15 protein-coding genes are annotated in these 16674 nt (G+C 72.8%); 10 read left to right on the forward strand and 5 right to left on the reverse strand.

Annotated features, from left to right (window positions below; all coding sequences use genetic code 11):
• The first annotated feature begins 2 nt into the window (after positions 1–2).
• Genes AB0946_RS01865 through AB0946_RS01880 form a run of 4 tightly spaced genes read left to right on the forward strand, consistent with a single transcriptional unit; the run spans position 3 to position 4881 of the window.
• Positions 3–959, forward strand: coding sequence for an ABC transporter permease (locus AB0946_RS01865; RefSeq protein ID WP_366758682.1), 957 nt, complete (start codon positions 3–5; stop codon positions 957–959).
• Positions 959–2941 (forward strand): dipeptide/oligopeptide/nickel ABC transporter permease/ATP-binding protein, encoded by a 1983-nt coding sequence (locus AB0946_RS01870; RefSeq protein WP_366758683.1) that lies wholly within the window; start codon positions 959–961, stop codon positions 2939–2941. Before AB0946_RS01865 ends, AB0946_RS01870 begins: the two co-directional genes overlap by 1 nt.
• On the forward strand, positions 2938–3942 hold the full coding sequence (locus tag AB0946_RS01875; RefSeq protein ID WP_366758684.1) for an ABC transporter ATP-binding protein: 1005 nt from the start codon (positions 2938–2940) through the stop codon (positions 3940–3942). Before AB0946_RS01870 ends, AB0946_RS01875 begins: the two co-directional genes overlap by 4 nt.
• The gene (locus tag AB0946_RS01880) at positions 3943–4881 is read left to right on the forward strand and encodes a dihydrodipicolinate synthase family protein (protein ID WP_366758685.1); all 939 of its coding nucleotides are present in this window, start codon (positions 3943–3945) and stop codon (positions 4879–4881) included.
• On the opposite strand, the gene AB0946_RS01885 is transcribed toward AB0946_RS01880, so the two are convergent.
• From AB0946_RS01885 to leuA, 3 genes are all read right to left on the reverse strand, one after another.
• On the reverse strand, positions 4878–6146 hold the full coding sequence (locus AB0946_RS01885) for a sialidase family protein (protein WP_366758686.1): 1269 nt from the start codon (positions 6144–6146) through the stop codon (positions 4878–4880). The genes AB0946_RS01880 and AB0946_RS01885 overlap by 4 nt on opposite strands.
• A 77-nt stretch (positions 6147–6223) precedes the next feature.
• On the reverse strand, positions 6224–6919 hold the full coding sequence (locus tag AB0946_RS01890) for a TerB family tellurite resistance protein (protein WP_366758687.1): 696 nt from the start codon (positions 6917–6919) through the stop codon (positions 6224–6226).
• A 277-nt stretch (positions 6920–7196) separates the two neighbouring features.
• Positions 7197–8918, reverse strand: a complete 1722-nt coding sequence (leuA, locus tag AB0946_RS01895) for a 2-isopropylmalate synthase (RefSeq protein WP_366758688.1) — start codon at positions 8916–8918, stop codon at positions 7197–7199.
• Between the two features lie 342 nt (positions 8919–9260).
• Here leuA and AB0946_RS01900 point away from each other — a divergent pair, with 342 nt between their 5' ends.
• The 3 genes from AB0946_RS01900 to AB0946_RS01910 are packed head-to-tail and all read left to right on the forward strand — an operon-like array spanning position 9261 to position 11999.
• Positions 9261–10331, forward strand: a complete 1071-nt coding sequence (locus AB0946_RS01900) for a M4 family metallopeptidase (protein ID WP_366758689.1) — start codon at positions 9261–9263, stop codon at positions 10329–10331.
• A gap of 21 nt (positions 10332–10352) precedes the next feature.
• The gene (locus AB0946_RS01905) at positions 10353–10619 is read left to right on the forward strand and encodes a protealysin inhibitor emfourin (protein WP_366758690.1); all 267 of its coding nucleotides are present in this window, start codon (positions 10353–10355) and stop codon (positions 10617–10619) included.
• 57 nt (positions 10620–10676) lie between these two features.
• Positions 10677–11999: a GH1 family beta-glucosidase gene (locus tag AB0946_RS01910; RefSeq protein ID WP_366758691.1), complete on the forward strand. Its 1323-nt coding sequence runs from the start codon at positions 10677–10679 to the stop codon at positions 11997–11999.
• Here the strand turns inward: AB0946_RS01910 and AB0946_RS01915 are convergent.
• Positions 11994–12839, reverse strand: a complete 846-nt coding sequence (locus AB0946_RS01915; RefSeq protein ID WP_366758692.1) for an NAD(P)-dependent oxidoreductase — start codon at positions 12837–12839, stop codon at positions 11994–11996. The two genes, AB0946_RS01910 and AB0946_RS01915, sit on opposite strands and share 6 nt — an antisense overlap.
• 135 nt (positions 12840–12974) lie before the next feature.
• Between AB0946_RS01915 and AB0946_RS01920 the strand changes: the two genes are divergently transcribed.
• Positions 12975–13829: a helix-turn-helix transcriptional regulator gene (locus tag AB0946_RS01920; RefSeq protein WP_366758693.1), complete on the forward strand. Its 855-nt coding sequence runs from the start codon at positions 12975–12977 to the stop codon at positions 13827–13829.
• Between the two features lie 29 nt (positions 13830–13858).
• Here the strand turns inward: AB0946_RS01920 and era are convergent, their stop codons facing one another.
• Entirely contained in the window at positions 13859–14812 is a 954-nt protein-coding gene (gene era / locus AB0946_RS01925; protein WP_366758694.1) for a GTPase Era, read from the reverse strand.
• A gap of 174 nt (positions 14813–14986) precedes the next feature.
• On the opposite strand from era, the gene AB0946_RS01930 reads away from it, so the two are divergent.
• Together AB0946_RS01930 and AB0946_RS01935 are read left to right on the forward strand one after the other, a co-directional pair.
• Positions 14987–16291, forward strand: a complete 1305-nt coding sequence (locus AB0946_RS01930; protein ID WP_366758696.1) for an ammonium transporter — start codon at positions 14987–14989, stop codon at positions 16289–16291.
• Positions 16292–16296: 5 nt separating this feature from the next.
• Positions 16297–16635 (forward strand): P-II family nitrogen regulator, encoded by a 339-nt coding sequence (locus AB0946_RS01935; protein ID WP_171156495.1) that lies wholly within the window; start codon positions 16297–16299, stop codon positions 16633–16635.
• Positions 16636–16674 lie beyond the last annotated feature (39 nt).

The following is a 16674-nucleotide window of genomic DNA, read 5'->3' on the forward strand; positions in this document are numbered from 1 at the left end:
GCATGACCGCCGTCGTACGCATCCTGCTCCGCCGCATCGCCCTGCTCGTGCCCCTGCTCCTCGGCATCGTGCTCTTCGTGTTCCTGGTGATGCGGTTCTCGGACGCCGACCCGGCGTCCGCGTTCTTCCAGGGCGCCAACCCGACCCCCGGACAGCTCCACGAGTTCCGGGAGCGCAACGGGCTGCTGGACCCGCTGCCCCTGCGGTACGTCCACTTCGTCGGCGACCTGCTCCACGGCGACCTCGGCACCAGCGCCCTCACCCGGGCGCCCGTGGCCGACCAGGTCGGCACCGCGCTGCCGCTCACCCTCCAGCTGACCTTCCTCGGTCTCGCGCTCGCGGTCGTACTGGCGCTGGCGGGCGGGGTGACGGCGGCGGTGTACCGGGACCGGCTGCCGGACCAGGTCATCCGGGTCGTCTCACTGGTCGGGGTGGCCGCGCCCGGCTTCTGGCTGGCGCTGCTGATGATCCAGTACCTGGCCGTGGACCGGGGCTGGTTCCCGACCGGCGGCTATGTCAACCCCGCCGACTCCCTCACCGGCTGGCTGAGGACCATGGCCCTGCCCGCGTTCGCGCTGTCCCTGCCGGTCGCCGCCCAGCTCACCCGGATCGTCCGGACCTCCGTGGTGGAGGAGCTGGACAAGGACTACGTCCGGACGGCGATCGGGAACGGGCTGCCGCCCCGGGTCGTCGTCGGCCGCAACGTGCTGCGCAACGCGCTCGTCAATCCCCTCACCGTGCTCGGGCTGCGGGTCGGCTACCTCCTCGGCGGTGCCGTCGTCATCGAGACGATCTTCTCGCTGCCCGGCATGGGGAAGCTGATGATCGACGCCGTGCAGAACGGCGACCCGGCCGTCGTGCAGGGGGTCGTACTGACCACCGCGACCGGGTTCGTCGTCGTCAACCTCGTCATCGACATCCTGTACCTGCTGGTCAACCCACGTTTGAGGGCGGCCTGATGATCACGCCCGCGCATCTCGCCAAGCGGCTCTCCCGGCCCGGCGGCGTCCGGCTGCGCGGCCTGCGCCGGCTGCCGCCGCTGTCCAGGGCCGCCGTCTGCTTCCTGGCCGTCGTCATCGTCGTCGCGGTCCTCGCCCCCGTCCTCGCCCCGCACGACCCGCTCGACCAGCAGGACCCGGCCGGCGGGACCGGGGCGCCGTCGGCCGCGCACTGGCTGGGGCAGGACAGCCTCGGCCGGGACGTCCTGAGCCGGCTGATGTACGGCGCCCGCTGGTCCCTCGCCATCGGGCTGGGCGCCACCGCGCTCGCGCTCGCCGCCGGCGCCGTCCTCGGCGCCCTGGCCGCCACCTCCCGCAAGGCGGTGGACGAGACGCTGATGCGCTGCCTGGACGTGGTGATGGCGTTCCCGGGCATCGCGCTCGCGGCCGTGCTGGTGGCCGTGTTCGGCGGCGGCATCGGCGTGCTGATCTGTGCCATCGCGTTCCTCTTCACCCCGCCCGTGGCACGGGTCGTACGCGCCAACGTGCTGGACCAGTACGGCGAGGACTACGTCACCGCCGAGCGGGTCATCGGTGCCCGCACCCCGCACATCGTGCTGCGGCACGTGGCCGTCAACTGTGCCGCGCCGGTGCTGGTGTTCTGCACGGTCCAGGTCGCCGAGGCCATCGTGTTCGAGGCGTCGCTGTCCTTCGTCGGCGCGGGCGTGCGGCCCCCGGACCCGTCCTGGGGCAGTGTCATCGCCGACGGCAGGAACATGGTGCTGACCGGCGGCTGGTGGGCGACCGTCTTCCCCGGGCTGCTGATCCTGCTCACCGTGCTGGCGCTGAACATCCTCTCCGAGGGCGTCTCGGACGCGTGGGCGGCGCCCGCGCCCCGCGAGGTGGACGCACCCCCGGCGGACCGCCTGGAGAGCCCGGAACCCGGCACCGGCGAGGTGCTGCCGCTGCCCGGTCTCACCGAGGCCGCCCGGCGGCTGCGCTCCCGGGCCCGGCCGCTGCCGGACCGCGGCGGGCCGGCGGTGCTCGCCGTGGAGGACCTCTCCATCGGCTTCCCGGACCGGCACCGGGGCGTGGACATCGTGGCCGGGGTCGGGTTCGAGGTGTACCCCGGTGAAGTGCTGGGGCTGGTGGGCGAGTCGGGCTGCGGCAAGTCGCTGACCGCGCTGACCGTGATGGGGCTCCAGCCGAAGGGCGCCCGGGTCGGTGGCCGGGTCCTGTTCCGGCAGCGGGACCTGCTGGCCGAGCCGGCGCGGGTGCGGCGGCGGCTCCTCGGCCACGAGATGGCCATGGTGTACCAGGACGCCCTGTCCTCCCTGAACCCGGCCATGACCGTCCGGGCCCAGCTGAAGCAGCTCGTCCGGCGCGGCGGCAGGCGCGGTCCGCGCGAGCTCGTGGAGCTGGTGGGCCTGGACCCCGACCGCACCCTGCGCAGCTACCCGCACGAGCTGTCCGGCGGGCAGCGCCAGCGCGTGCTGATCGCGATGGCCCTCTCCCGCGACCCCCGGCTGATCGTCGCCGACGAGCCGACCACCGCGCTGGACGTCACCGTGCAGGCCCAGGTCATGGAGCTGCTGTTGCGGCTGCGGGCCGAGCTGGGCTTCGCGCTGATCCTGGTCTCGCACGACCTGGCGCTGGTCGCCGACGTCACCGACCGGGTGGTGGTGATGTACGGCGGGCAGATCGTGGAGACCGGGGTGACCGCCGGCCTGGTGGCGGCACCGGCCCACCACTACACGCGCGGGCTGCTCGGCAGCGTGCTCTCGCTGGAGTCGGCCGAGGAGCGGATGACCCAGATCCGGGGGGTCGTTCCGGCCCCGGCCGACTTCCCGGCGGGCTGCCGGTTCGCCGACCGCTGCCCGCTGGCCACCGAGGTCTGCCACACCACCGCCCCGGTCCTCACGGGCACCCCCGCCCACACGGCCGCCTGCCACCACCCGGCGGTCGACCTGGCATCGGCGCGGAGCGGGGAGGCGCTGCGGTGAGCGCCGTCGTGGAGGTGCGGGAGGCGCACGTCGTCCACCGGGCGCGCAGCGGCGGCCTGTTCCGCCGGGACCGGGTGTACGCCCTGACCGGCGCCGGTCTGTGCGTCGCGCCCGGTGAGACGGTCGGAGTGGTCGGCGAGTCGGGGTGCGGGAAGTCGACGCTGGCGAAGGTGCTGGTGGGCATCGAGCGGCCGGTGTCCGGGACGGTGGCGTTCCGGGGCCGGGACCTGTGGACGATGCCGGCCGCCGAGCGCAGGGCCACGGTCGGCGCGGGCACCGGCATGGTCTTCCAGGACCCGTCGGCCGCGCTGAACCGCCGGCTGACGGTCCGCCGGATCCTGCGGGACCCGCTGGACGTCCACCGGCGCGGCACGCGGGCGGAACGCGAGGAACGGGTGCGGGAGTTGATGGCCCTCGTGGGCCTGCCCCGGGCGCTCGCCGACGCCCTGCCCGGGCAGCTCTCCGGCGGACAGCGGCAGCGGGTCGCCATCGCCCGCGCGCTCGCCCTCGAACCGGACCTGGTCGTCGCCGACGAGCCGACCAGCGCCCTGGACGTCTCGGTCCGCGCGCAGATCCTCAACCTGCTGCTCGATCTGAAGGAGCGCCTCGGTCTCGCCCTGGTGTTCGTCTCGCACGACATCCAGACCGTACGGCGGATGAGCGACCGCGTGATCACCATGTACCTCGGCCGGATCGTGGAGGAGACCCCGGCGGACCGGGTCGGCGACGCGGCCCGGCATCCCTACACCCGTGCCCTGTTCTCGGCCACGCCGGGTCTGCTGGACCCCGTCGACCCGATCCCGCTGACCGGGCCCGTCCCCTCGGCGACCCGGCCGCCGAGCGGCTGCCCGTTCCGCACCCGCTGCTGGAGGGCGGACGAGGTCTGCGCCGCGTCGATGCCGGACTTCTCGGCCGCGTCACGGCCCGGACACCGCTACCGGTGCCACCATCCTGTCCAGGAGGACCAGCCGATCCGAGACCCAGCGCCCCAGGAGCCGTGAATGAGCCTTCCGACCCCGCTCACCGGTGTCGTCCCGCCCGTCTGCACGCCCCTGACGCCGGAACGCGAGGTGGACGTGCCCTCGCTGCTGCGCCTGGTGGACTTCCTGGTGGAGGCCGGGGTGCACGGGCTGTTCCTGCTGGGCTCGACGTCGGAGGCGGCCTTCCTGACGGACGCGCAGCGCGAACGGGTGGTGGCGGCCGTGACCGCGCACGTGGGCGGTCAGCTGCCCGTGCTCGCCGGGGCCATCGACATGACCACCCCGCGGGTCCTGGAGCACGTCGCGGCGGTCGCCTCGGCGGGCGCGGAGGCCGTCGTCGTCACCGCGCCGTTCTACGCCCGCACCCACCCGGCGGAGATCGTCCACCACTACCGCCGGATCGCCGCCGCCAGTCCGGTCCCGGTGATCGCCTACGACATCCCCGTGGCCGTGCACACCAAGCTCCCCGCGGACCTGCTGCTGGGGCTCGCCGGGGACGGCGTACTGGCCGGGGTCAAGGACTCCAGCGGGGACCTGGCGGCCTTCCGGGAGGTGGTCACCGGCGCCCGCGCCCACCCCGGGTTCAGCGTGCTGACCGGCTCGGAGCTGATCACCGACGCGGCGCTGGCGCTGGGCGCCGACGGGGCCGTGCCGGGTCTGGCCAACGTCGACCCGCACGGCTATGTGCGCCTGTACCGCCAGTGCCGGGCGGGCGACGCGGAGGGGGCGCGGGCCGAGCAGGAGCGGTTGTGCGCGCTGTTCGGGATCACCGGTGTCGGTGACCCCGCGCGGATGGGCGGCAGTTCGGCGGCGCTGGGCGCGTTCAAGGCGGCGCTGCATCTGCGCGGGATCATCGACTGCCCGGTGACCGCCGAGCCGCAGGTCCCGCTGACCGGCGCGGAGGCCGAACAGATCGGCAAGCTGCTGGCGGCGGCGGGCCTGCTCGGCCTCGACGGCTAGGGTCTTCCGTCTGGATCACGCCGGGCTCTCGGGCCCTGGTGCCGCGCCGCGCCGCCGGGGCCTGGAGCAGCGAGGCGGAGTCTGCGGAACCGAAGGGACTCGTACGGGCCCCGGACGCCGGTCTCGTAGAGGACGCCGATCGTGCCGGGGGCGAGCTGGACCAGGTCGGAGTAGGCGGCCGGGTGGTCGGAGAGGGTGAGCAGCCTGCGGAAGGTGCGGCCGGCGTCCGTGCTCGCCCAGAGCGCCAGGGCGCGCCGTGCGGCCGGCACGGAGGGCGCGGAGAACAGCAGGGGCGCCCCCGCTTCGCGCGGCTGGAGGACGCTGCCCTGGACCACCGGGACGGCGTCCAGGGCGGGCTGGACGGCGTAGGGGCGGTCCAGGGTCAGGCCGCCGTCGCCGGAGTAGGTGTCGAGGCGGTTGCCTGGGGCGGTGCCGTTCTGGTCGCGGGAGCTGAAGTAGACACGCCCGTCGGGGAGTTGCGCGGCACTGGTCTCGTTGGCGTTGGTCACGCCGTCGTACCCGGCGTCCACGGCCCCCAGGTGCCAGGTGCGGCCGGAGTCGTCGCTGTAGAGGGCGTGTGCGCCGTAGTACCTGGCCTCCTGGCCGGTGTCCCGGGAGCCGGCGGGCGGGGCCGCGGAGTGGTCGGCGGGGACCAGCAGGCGGCTGGGGGCGCGCCCTTCGGGGGAGTGCGGGCCGCGGGTGAGGGCGACGGCGTGGCCGGGACCGGTGGCGTACCAGCGCCAGCCGGGCCGGGTCACTTGGGCCGTGATGTCCCGGGGGGCGGTGAAACGGCGGCCGTCGTCCGAGCTGCGTTGCACGAAGACCCGGCGGCCCTGTTCCGGGGTGACCTCGCCGCGCATGATCCGCGCCTCCGTCACGGTCCCGCCGTTGGCGCAGGTGACCAGGACGACCGCGCCGGTGCGCGGGTCGACCACGGGCGCCGGGTTGCCCCGGGTGCGGCCCCGCCCGGCGGCCACCACGGTCAGCGGGCCCCAGGTGCAGCCGCCGTCGGTGGAACGGCGCAGGACGACGTCGATGTCACCGGTGTCTCCCGCGCCGTCGCGCCGGCCCTCGGCGAAGGCGAGGACGGTGCCGCGCCGGGTCTTCACCACGGCCGGGATGCGGTAGACGGCGTATCCGCCCCGCCCGGACACGTACGGCACCGAGGAGGCGCAGCCGGCGGGTGCCGCGTGGGCGGGCAGGCCGGTGGTGAGCGGGGCGAGGAGCGCCAGGCTGGCGAGGAGGGAGCGGCTGCGCGGGGTCACGCCCTGATGCTCCCCAGGATCACCGGGGCGGTCTTACTCCGTCCGGGTGATCGGGGCGGTCCGGCCGGGGCGGGTGGTCAGGACGGGGTCCGGGCCGCGGCCAGGAGGCGGGTCACGTCGTCGGAGCAGATGGTGAGGGCGGCGCCGACGGTGGCGAGGGCGTCGCGTTCGGCGGGGGTGTAGGGGCCGTCGGCGAGGGCGATGCGGGCGGCCTGGAGCAGCAGGGACTCGCGTCCGGCCGGCGCCAGGTGCGGGGCGAGCGGGTCCAGGGACTCGTGCAGCTCTATGGTCAGCCCGGCCCCGCACGGCTGCTCGAAGTACCGGCCGGTGTCGGCGGCGAGGGCGTCGACCAGGGCGGCCAGCTGGTCCTCGGTGCACTCGGCGAAGCCGGCCGCGCGGACCGTGGCGGCGGCCGTCTCCAGGGCCGTACGGGAACAGGTGCCGCCCGCGGCGAGCACGGCGAGGGCGACGGTGTGCACGGCGTCCCGGAGCATCGCGGAGAAGCGGCGGGTGGTGGGGTGGTCCAGCACCTCGGTGCCGAAGTGGTGCTCGCAGGCCGCGCACTCCACGACCGGTCCGGCCGTCCCGCGCGGCAGCACGGGCACGCCGAGCAGGGTGAGCCGGCGTCGTCCGGTGAGCCGCTGGTAGTTGCGGTCGCCGCCGCAGCCGGGACAGAAGAACTCGCCGTCCCCCACGGCCGTCCACGCGGTGCGGGTGCCCAGGATGCGCGCAGCCCTGGCGGCACGGCCGTCTCGTCCCCGTACTGGCAGCACGTCGCACCTCCGTAACCGCACGGCAACATCGCCGCGCTGGCGTGATGTTAGCCACATCACCGAGGCGGAGTCAGTACCCCGTAAGAGACCTTTCTGTGACCTGGGGGGCGCGTTGGCCGGAAACAGGCGGTCCCCGCCCACCGGTGCACGGTGGGCGGGGACCTGTGGACGCCGGGCGGGGCAGTGTCCCGAAGGGGCGCGGGGAAGGGCGTGACCAGCCACGACGGCGCCGCCCCCGTCCGCCGGCCGACGCTCCTGGTCCGCTGCCGGCGAAGCGCTAGCGTGTCGCGCGGTTCACCGCGGAGACGACCGCCTTCAGCGACGCACGCGTCGTGTTCGCGTCGATGCCGATGCCCCACAGGACCTTGTCGTCGATCGCGCACTCGATGTAGGAGGCGGCCTGCGCGGAGGCTCCCTCGCTCATCGTGTGCTCCTGGTAGTCCAGCAGGCGTACGTCGATGCCGATGGACTGCAGGGCGTCGAAGAAGGCCGAGATCGGACCGTTGCCGGAACCGGTCAGGACCCGGTCCTCGCCGTCGACGGTGGCCTCGACGGTGAGGGTGTCCACACCGTCGGTGTCGGTGGTCGACTGGCCGGTCCTGACCTGGACGCGGCCCCACGGGTTCGCCGGGTTCGGCAGGTACTCGTCCTGGAAGACCTCCCAGATCTCCTTCGGCGTGATCTCGCCGCCCTCGGCGTCGGTCTTCGCCTGGATGATCTTCGAGAACTCGATCTGCATCCGGCGCGGCAGGTCGAGCTTGTGGTCGTTCTTCAGGACGTAGGAGATACCGCCCTTGCCCGACTGGGAGTTGACGCGGATGACGGCCTCGTAGGAGCGGCCGACGTCCTTCGGGTCGATCGGCAGGTACGGCACCGCCCACTCCAGGTCGTCCACGGTGACCCCGCGGGCCGCCGCGTCGGCCTCCATGGCGTCGAAGCCCTTCTTGATGGCGTCCTGGTGGGAGCCGGAGAAGGACGTGTAGACCAGGTCGCCCACGTACGGGTGGCGCGGGTGGACCTCCATCTGGTTGCAGTACTCCCACGTACGACGGATCTCGTCGATGTCGGAGAAGTCGATCTGCGGGTCGACGCCCTGGGAGAACAGGTTCATGCCCAGGGTGACCAGGTCGACGTTGCCGGTGCGCTCGCCCTGTCCGAACAGGCAGCCCTCGACGCGGTCGGCGCCGGCCATCAGCGCCAGCTCGGCGGCGGCCACGGCCGTGCCGCGGTCGTTGTGCGGGTGGACGGACAGACAGACGTACTCGCGGCGGGTCAGGTTGCGGTGCATCCACTCGAAGCGGTCCGCGTGCGTGGACGGCGTCGAACGCTCCACGGTGGCGGGCAGGTTGAGGATGATCTCGCGGCCCGGGCCCGGCTGGTAGACGTCCATCACCGCCTCGCAGACCTCCAGCGCGAAGTCCAGCTCGGTGTCGGTGAAGATCTCCGGGGAGTACTGGTAGCCGAACTCGGTCTCCGGGCCCAGCAGCTTCTCGGCGTACTCCATCACCAGGCGGGTGCCGTCGACGGCGATCTGCTTGATGTCGTCCTTGGAGCCGCGGAAGACGACCCGGCGGAAGACCGGGGCGGTGGCGTTGTACAGGTGGACGGTGGCACGGCGCGCGCCCTTCAGGGACTCCACCGTCCGCTCGATCAGGTCCTCGCGGGCCTGGGTGAGGACGGAGATGGTCACGTCCTCGGGGATCGCGCCCTCTTCCTCGATGATCGAGCGCACGAAGTCGAAGTCGGTCTGGCCGGAGGCGGGGAAGCCGACCTCGATCTCCTTGTAGCCCATCTTGACCAGCTGGTCGAACATGCGCCGCTTGCGCTCGGGCGACATGGGGTCGATCAGGGCCTGGTTGCCGTCGCGCAGGTCGGTGGAGAGCCAGCGGGGCGCAGTGGTGATCCGCTTGTTCGGCCAGGTGCGGTCCGGGATGTCGACCTGCTCGTAGCGGCCGTACTTGTGGATCGGCATGGGGCTGGGCTGCTGGCGGTTGGCCATGATGGCGTGGGCTCCTCAGGATGTCTTGGATATCCGAGTGGACGGCCGACGACGCAACGCCAAGCTCCGCGGGGAGGGAGTCGGCCTCGACTACAGGCCCTCGCCGCGGCAGCTAAGAAGAAGCAGCCAGGAACGCATGATGCTCCGCAGCCTAGCCGAGCCGTTCCGGGTGCGCGGGCCTGTCCCAGTATGCGGGACCGCACGGCAAAAAGGGACAAAACGTGCGACGTACCACATCGCTCTACCACACGGTCACGATGCGTCGCGGTGGGTGTCCTGGTATTTCACCAATCATGGTGGCAGGTAGTGACAGTGGAGTCACTCAGTGCAATGGTGCGGAACATGACGACCACCGGGGGCTTCCAGCCCGTCTTCTGCACGATCGTGCCGCCGCACGTCCTCGACAGGCTCGCCCGCAACGAGGACCCCGCGCTGTCCGGTCCGGCCCGCCGGTCCCTGGAGCACGACGCCTACCAGCGCACCAAGCGCCGCCTGACCACGGTGATCGGTGCCGCCTCCGCCGCCCCGCCCGCGGGCGCCGCCGCCGACCAGCCGCACCGCACCGTCTACGACGCCGAGCACACCCAGGACCTGCCCGGCACCAAGGTCCGCGAGGAGGGCTCCGAGCCCGGCTCCGACGCCACGGTGAACCGCGCCTACGCGGGCCTCGGCGCCACCTTCGAGCTGTACCTCAAGGTCTACGGCCGGCACTCCATCGACGACAGCGGGATGCCGCTCGACGCCACCGTGCACTTCGGCGAGAACTACGACAACGCCTTCTGGAACGGCGAGCAGATGGTGTTCGGCGACGGCGACAACGAGATCTTCCTGGACTTCACCATCCCGGTCGACGTCATCGGGCACGAACTGACCCACGGCGTCACCCAGCACACCGCGAACCTGGAGTACTACGGCCAGTCGGGCGCCCTGAACGAGTCGGTGTCGGACGTCTTCGGATCGCTGATCAAGCAGTACACCCTCGGCCAGACCGCCGCCGAGGCCGACTGGCTGATCGGCGCCGGGCTCCTCGCACCGCGCGTCACCGGCACCGCCCTGCGCTCGATGAAGGCCCCGGGCACGGCGTACGACGACGACGTCCTCGGCAAGGACCCGCAGCCGGCGAAGATGGAGGACTACGTCCGCACGGGCCGCGACAACGGCGGCGTGCACATCAACTCCGGCATCCCCAACCACGCCTTCTACCTGGCCGCCACCGCCCTCGGCGGCTACGCCTGGGAGAAGGCCGGGCAGATCTGGTACGACGTGCTGACCGGCGGCGAACTGAAGGAGGACGCCCTCTTCGCCGACTTCGCCACGCTGACGGTGAAGGCGGCCAGGGAGCGGTACGGCGCCGGGGACGAACTCCAGGCCGTACAGAAGGCGTGGGAACAGGTCGGGGTGCGGACGCTGTAGTTCCGTACTACACAGAGACCCATGCGTATTCGAGTGCGGCGCACGGGCGGTTTCGCGGGCATCGAGCGCCGGGCCGAGGTGGACACCTCGGGCCGGCCCGACGCCATGGAGTGGCGGTCCCTGGCCGAACGCGCCCTCGCGTCCGGCCGGGACACCCCTCCGGCGGGCGTCCCGGACGGCTTCAGCTACGAGATCACGGTGGACGGCCGCACGGTGTACGCGGCGGACCCCCTGCTGACCGAGGCCCAGCGGGAACTGGTCTCGCGGGTGCTGAAGGAGGGCGCGTAACGGCCGTCCCGCGCACGGGCGTTGACTTCCGTTACCGCCGGTACGGATGATCCGGCCATGGCGACTGACACAGGCACGGCGATCCCCCGGTTCCCGCCCGGCTTCCTGTGGGGCGTGTCGACCTCCGCCCACCAGATCGAGGGCGCGGCCGAGGAGCGGGAGCCGTCCGTGTGGGACGTGTTCACGGCCGGGCCCGGGCGGGTGAAGGACGGCTCGACGGCCGCGGTGGCCTGCGACCACTACCACCGCTACCGGGAGGACGTGTCCCTCCTCGCCGGTCTCGGCGTGGACGCCTACCGCTTCTCGGTCTCCTGGCCCCGGGTGAACTCCCCCGGCGGCGCGGACTTCTACGACCGCCTGGTGGACGAGTTGTGCGCGGCCGGCGTCCGGCCGGTGCCGACCCTCTTCCACTGGGACCTGCCGGCGCACCTGGACTGGCTCGACCGGGACACGGCGGCCCGGTTCGCCGACCACGTGGCGTTCGTGGCGGACCGGCTCGGCGACCGGGTGCACCAGTGGATCACCCTCAACGAGCCCGCCGAACACACCCTCCTGGGACACGCCATCGGCGCCCACGCCCCCGGCCGGCGACTGCTCTTCGACGCCCTTCCGGTCGCCCACCACCAGCTCCTCGCCCACGGCCTCGCGGTCCGGGCGCTGCGCGCGGCCGGCGCCACGGACATCGGCATCGCCAACTCCCACGGCCCGGTCTGGCCCGCCTCACCGGAGCCGGCGGACGTGGAGGCGGCCGGCTTCTACGACCTGCTGCTCAACCGCCTGTTCGCCGAGCCGGTCGTCCTCGGGGCGTACCCGGAGGGCATGGCCGAGTTGATGCCGGGGGACGTCGAGGCCGACCTGGAGGTGATCGCCGAGCCGGTCGACTGGTACGGCGTCAACTACTACGCCCCGACGCGGGTGGGCGCCCCGCAGGGCACCGACACCACGTTCGGCGGACTGACGGTCCCGGCCGGACTGCCCTTCTCCGTGCGGGAGATCGAGGGCCGGCCGGTGACCGACTTCGGCTGGCCGGTCGTACCGGAGGGACTGACGGAACTGCTCACCGGGTTCCGTGAGCGCTACGGCGACCGGCTCCCGCCCGTCATGATCACCGAGAACGGCTGCTCCTACGAGGGCGTCGACGACCAGGACCGCATCGCCTACCTGGACGCCCACGTCCGGGCCCTGCACCGGGCGATCGAGGCCGGGGCCGACGTGCGCGGCTACTTCGTGTGGTCCCTCATGGACAACTTCGAGTGGGCCGAGGGCTACGCCCGCCGGTTCGGCCTGGTGCACGTGGACTTCGAGTCGCTGGAGCGCACGCCCAAGGCCTCCTACCACTGGTTCCGGGAGCTGCTGCGGGCCCAGCGCCCGCCCTCATAGGGCGCCGGCGTCCCGCGCGGCCCACAGGGTCGGGAAGTGGGGCCGGTACCCCAGTTCGCGGCGGGCGCGGTCGGTGGAGGCGATGCCGTACCAGGGATCGGGGTCGGGTCCGTCCGCCGGCGGTTCCGCACCGAGGAGCTGGTGGATCTCCAGCACGGTGACCGGGGCGTCGTCGGCGATGTTGTAGACGCGGCCGCCGGCGCCGGGGGCGTGCAGCAGGCGCAGCAGGCCCTGGGCGGTGTCGGCGACGTGCACCAGGTGGTGCCGCTTGGTGGCCGGCTGGGTCGCGGTCCAGCGGGTGATGCCCGGCAGGTGCGGGTCGCCCTCGCCGTAGACGAAGGCGAGGCGGCCGATCCTGACGTCCAGCCCCTCCAGCGCGAGCAGCCCGTGCTCGGCCTCCAGCTTGGACTCCGGGTACGTCATCCACATGGGGCCGCCCGGCACGGACGGGTCGTCCTCGACGTGCGGCCGGCCGCGTCCCGTGCCGTACACCAGGATGGTGCTGGCCTGCACGAACCGCCGTACCCCGGAGGCGACGGCCGCCCGGCCCAGCTCCACCGCGGCGTCCCGGTTGACGGCCCGCATCTCCTCGTCCGGCACGCCCCGGAAGGAGGCGGCGATGTTCACGACGGCGTCCGCTCCGGTGAGCGCCTTGCCGAGGACGTCGGTGTCGCGCAGGTCGCCGACGACGACCTCGGCGCCGCGCTCGGCGAAGGCGGCGGCGCGGGTCTCGTCGCGGACGATCACCCGCACCCGCTCGCCGGGCCGGGCCTGGGCGAGCAGGCGGGGGACGAACCCGCGGCCCACCTGTCCGGTGGCGCCGGTGACCAGGGTCAGCATGGTGGTGCTCCTTCTCGATCGGGTCTCGTTCGGTGCGCCCAGCCTCCGCGGTGGGCGGCGCCTTTGGGAGAGACCTCCTGATCGGGGGATCGGCAGTCCCTGGATAAGCCGGCCGGTCTGCCGCAGCCTGGAGGGGTGAACCGAGCCGAACTCGCCGACTTCCTGCGCCGTGGCCGCGCCCGTCTGGAACCGTCCGACGTGGGCCTGGCGCCCGGCGCCCGCCGCCGCACGCCCGGACTGCGCCGGGAGGAGGTGGCGGCGCTGGCCGGGATGTCGGTCGACTACTACACGCGCCTGGAACAGTCCCGGGGCCCGCGTCCGTCCCGTCAGATGCTCACGGCGCTGGCGCGGGCGCTGCGGCTGACGGACGACGAACGGGACCACCTGTTCCACCTGGTGGGCGAGGAGCCGCCGCGCCGTGACGCGGCCTCCGCCCATGTCCGGCCGGGGCTGCTGCTGGTCCTGGACCGGCTGTACGACTCACCGGCGCAGGTGGTCACGGACTTGGGGGCGGTGCTGGCACAGAACGCGCTGGCCAAGGCGCTGGTCGGCGACGCGCTCAGCCTCCCGCCGCGCGAGCGGAACCTCACCCGCCGGTTCTTCCTGGATCCCACGGCTCGCGCGCTCTTCCCGCCGGAGGACCTTCCGGCCCACGCCCGGGACCACGTGGCCAACCTCCGCGCGGTGGCCGCGGCCCGTCCCGACGACCCCGAACCGGCGGCCCTGGTGGCCGAACTCCGGGCGGGGAGCGAGGAGTTCGCCCGGCTCTGGGAGCAACACGAGGTGTCCCTGCGCCGCCCGGGCACCAAGCGCTTCCTGCACCCGGTGGTGGGCCTGCTGGAACTGGACTGCGAGGTCCTGCTGAGCCACCACAGCCGCCATCACCTGATCATCCACACGGCCCGCCCCGGCACGGAGTCGCACGAGAGGCTGGAACTGCTGCGGGTGGTGGGAACGCAGGACATGGCCCCGACGGGAGCCGTCGGCTAGAACCGGTCCGCCACAGGCGGCGCGGCGGGTCAGAAACCGAGCCTGCGCAGCTGCTTGGGGTCGCGCTGCCAGTCCTTGGCCACCTTGACGTGCAGGTCGAGGAAGACCGGCGTTCCGAGCAGTGCCTCGATGTGCTTGCGGGACTTGATGCCGACCTCCTTCAGGCGCTTGCCCTTGGGGCCGATGATGATGCCCTTCTGGCTGGGGCGCTCGATGTAGAGGTTGGCGTGGATGTCCAGCAGCGGCCGGTCGGCGGGCCGGTCCTCGCGGGGCAGCATCTCCTCGACGACGACCGCGATGGAGTGCGGCAGCTCGTCCCGGACGCCCTCCAGCGCGGCCTCCCGGATCAGCTCGGCCACCATCACCTGCTCGGGCTCGTCCGTCAGGTCGCCCTCGGGGTAGAGCGCGGGTCCCTCCGGCAGCAGCGGTACCAGGAGGTCGGCCAGGAGGTCCACCTGCTTGGAGCCGACCGCCGACACCGGCACGATCTCCGCCCACTCGATGCCCAGCTCCTTGCCCAGCTGGTCGACGGCGATGAGCTGCTCGGCGAGGGCCTTGGAGTCGACGAGGTCGGTCTTCGTCACGATGGCGACCTTCGGAGTCTTCTTGATCCCCGCCAGTTCCTTCGCGATGAACCGGTCGCCCGGGCCGATCTTCTGGTCTGCCGGCAGGCAGAAGCCGATCACGTCGACCTCGGCCCAGGTGGTGCGGACCACGTCGTTGAGGCGTTCGCCGAGCAGCGTGCGCGGCTTGTGCAGCCCCGGGGTGTCGACCAGGATCAGCTGGGCGTCGGGCCGGTGCACGATGCCCCGTACCGTGTGCCGGGTGGTCTGGGGGCGGTTGGAGGTGATCGCCACCTTCTGCCCGACCAGAGCGTTCGTGAGGGTGGACTTGCCCGCGTTGGGGCGGCCCACGAAGCAGGCGAAGCCGGCGCGGTGGGCGGTCTCGGCCGGCTGCTCGGAAGTCTGGGTGCGAACGCTCATGCCGCCCATTCTCCCTGATCCACAGAGCGGCGCCGCACCACGTCCGCCGCGCGGCCCGGGCCGTGAGCTTCCGGAAACCCGCGCGCAACGAAACGTCACGGAAACACACCCGTACGCGACCGGAAACGCACACCGGTGACCCTCTGACGCAGCCCCCACCCGTTGGAGACGCCCGTGACCCACGCCGCAGCCCACGTGAACACCGGCGACACCGCCTGGCTGCTCGCCGCGACCGCCCTCGTCCTGCTGATGACCCCCGGCCTCGCCCTGTTCTACGGCGGCATGGTCCGCACGAAGAGCGTCCTCAACATGCTGATGATGAGCTTCGTGTCGATCGCCCTGGTCACGGTGGTGTGGCTGGCGGCCGGCTACTCCCTCGCCTTCGGCGACGACGTCGGCGGCGGGCTGATCGGCGGTCTCCACGAGGCCGGGATGCGCGGGCTGGGCCCGGACAGCGTGCACGGCACGGTCCCGGCCGTCCTGTTCGCCACCTTCCAGCTGACCTTCGCGATCGTCACGGCCGCCCTGATCAGCGGCGCCGTCGCCGACCGCACGAAGTTCTCGGCGTGGCTGGTCTTCGTACCGCTGTGGACGCTCCTCGTGTACGTCCCGGTCACCCACTGGGTGTGGGGCCCGGGTGGCTGGATCCTCGGCAGGCTGGGCGCCCTGGACTTCGCGGGCGGTCTGCCCGTCGAGATCACCTCCGGCGCCTCCGGGCTGGCGCTGTGCCTCGTCCTCGGCCCCCGCCTGGGCTTCAAGAAGGACGCCATGCGCCCGCACAACCTGCCCATGGTCGTCCTCGGCGCCGGTCTGCTCTGGTTCGGCTGGTTCGGCTTCAACGCCGGCTCCGCGCTCGGCGCGAACGGCCTGGCCGCGGCCGCGTTCCTCAACACCCTCGCCGCCGGATGCACCGGCCTGCTCGGCTGGCTCTTCGTCGAGCAGCGGCGCGACGGCCACCCGACCACCCTGGGCGCCGCCTCCGGCGCGGTAGCCGGCCTGGTCGCCATCACCCCCTCGTGCGGCACGGTCTCCCTGCTCGGCGCCCTGGTCGTGGGCCTCGCCGCCGGTGTCGTCTGCTCCTACGCGGTGAGCTGGAAGTTCCGGCTGAACTACGACGACTCCCTGGACGTCGTCGGCGTCCACCTGGTCGGCGGCGTCATCGGCACCCTGCTGATCGGCCTGTTCGCCGAGAAGGCGATGACCGGCGGGACGCAGGGATTGCTCTACGGCGGCGGGCTCGCCCCGCTCGGCAAGCAGCTGCTCGCCGTGGTCGTCGTCGCGGGGTACGCCTTCTCGGTGACGTACGGGCTGGGCAAGCTGCTCGACAAGGCGCTGGGCCTGCGGGCGAGCGAGGAACAGGAGCACACCGGCCTCGACCTTACGGTGCACGCCGAGACCGCATACGATCACGGCGTCCTGGGCCACGGCGCCCCGGTCGGCTCGTCCCTCCTCTCCCCCTCCGCCCAGAAGGTCAAGTAGCAGGCATGAAGCTCATCACCGCGATCGTCAAGCCGTACCGGCTGGACGAGGTCAAGACCGCCCTGCAGGAGCTGGGGGTGCACGGGCTGACCGTGACCGAGGCGAGCGGCTACGGCCGGCAGCGCGGCCACACCGAGGTGTACCGGGGGGCCGAGTACCGCGTCGACCTGGTGCCGAAGGTGCGCATCGAGGTGGTGGTGGAGGACGCCGCGGCCGACGACGTGATCGACGCGGTCGTCAGGGCCGCGCGGACGGGGAAGATCGGGGACGGCAAGGTGTGGGCCGTCCCCGTGGAGACGGTCGTCCGGGTGCGGACCGGCGAGCGCGGACCCGACGCGCTCTGACCGGCAGCGCGCAGGCGGCGACGGCCAGGGCACCGCGGG

The organism is Streptomyces sp. NPDC046870 (genome assembly GCF_040704595.1).
In the GTDB taxonomy this organism is placed as follows: domain Bacteria; phylum Actinomycetota; class Actinomycetes; order Streptomycetales; family Streptomycetaceae; genus Streptomyces; species Streptomyces argyrophylli.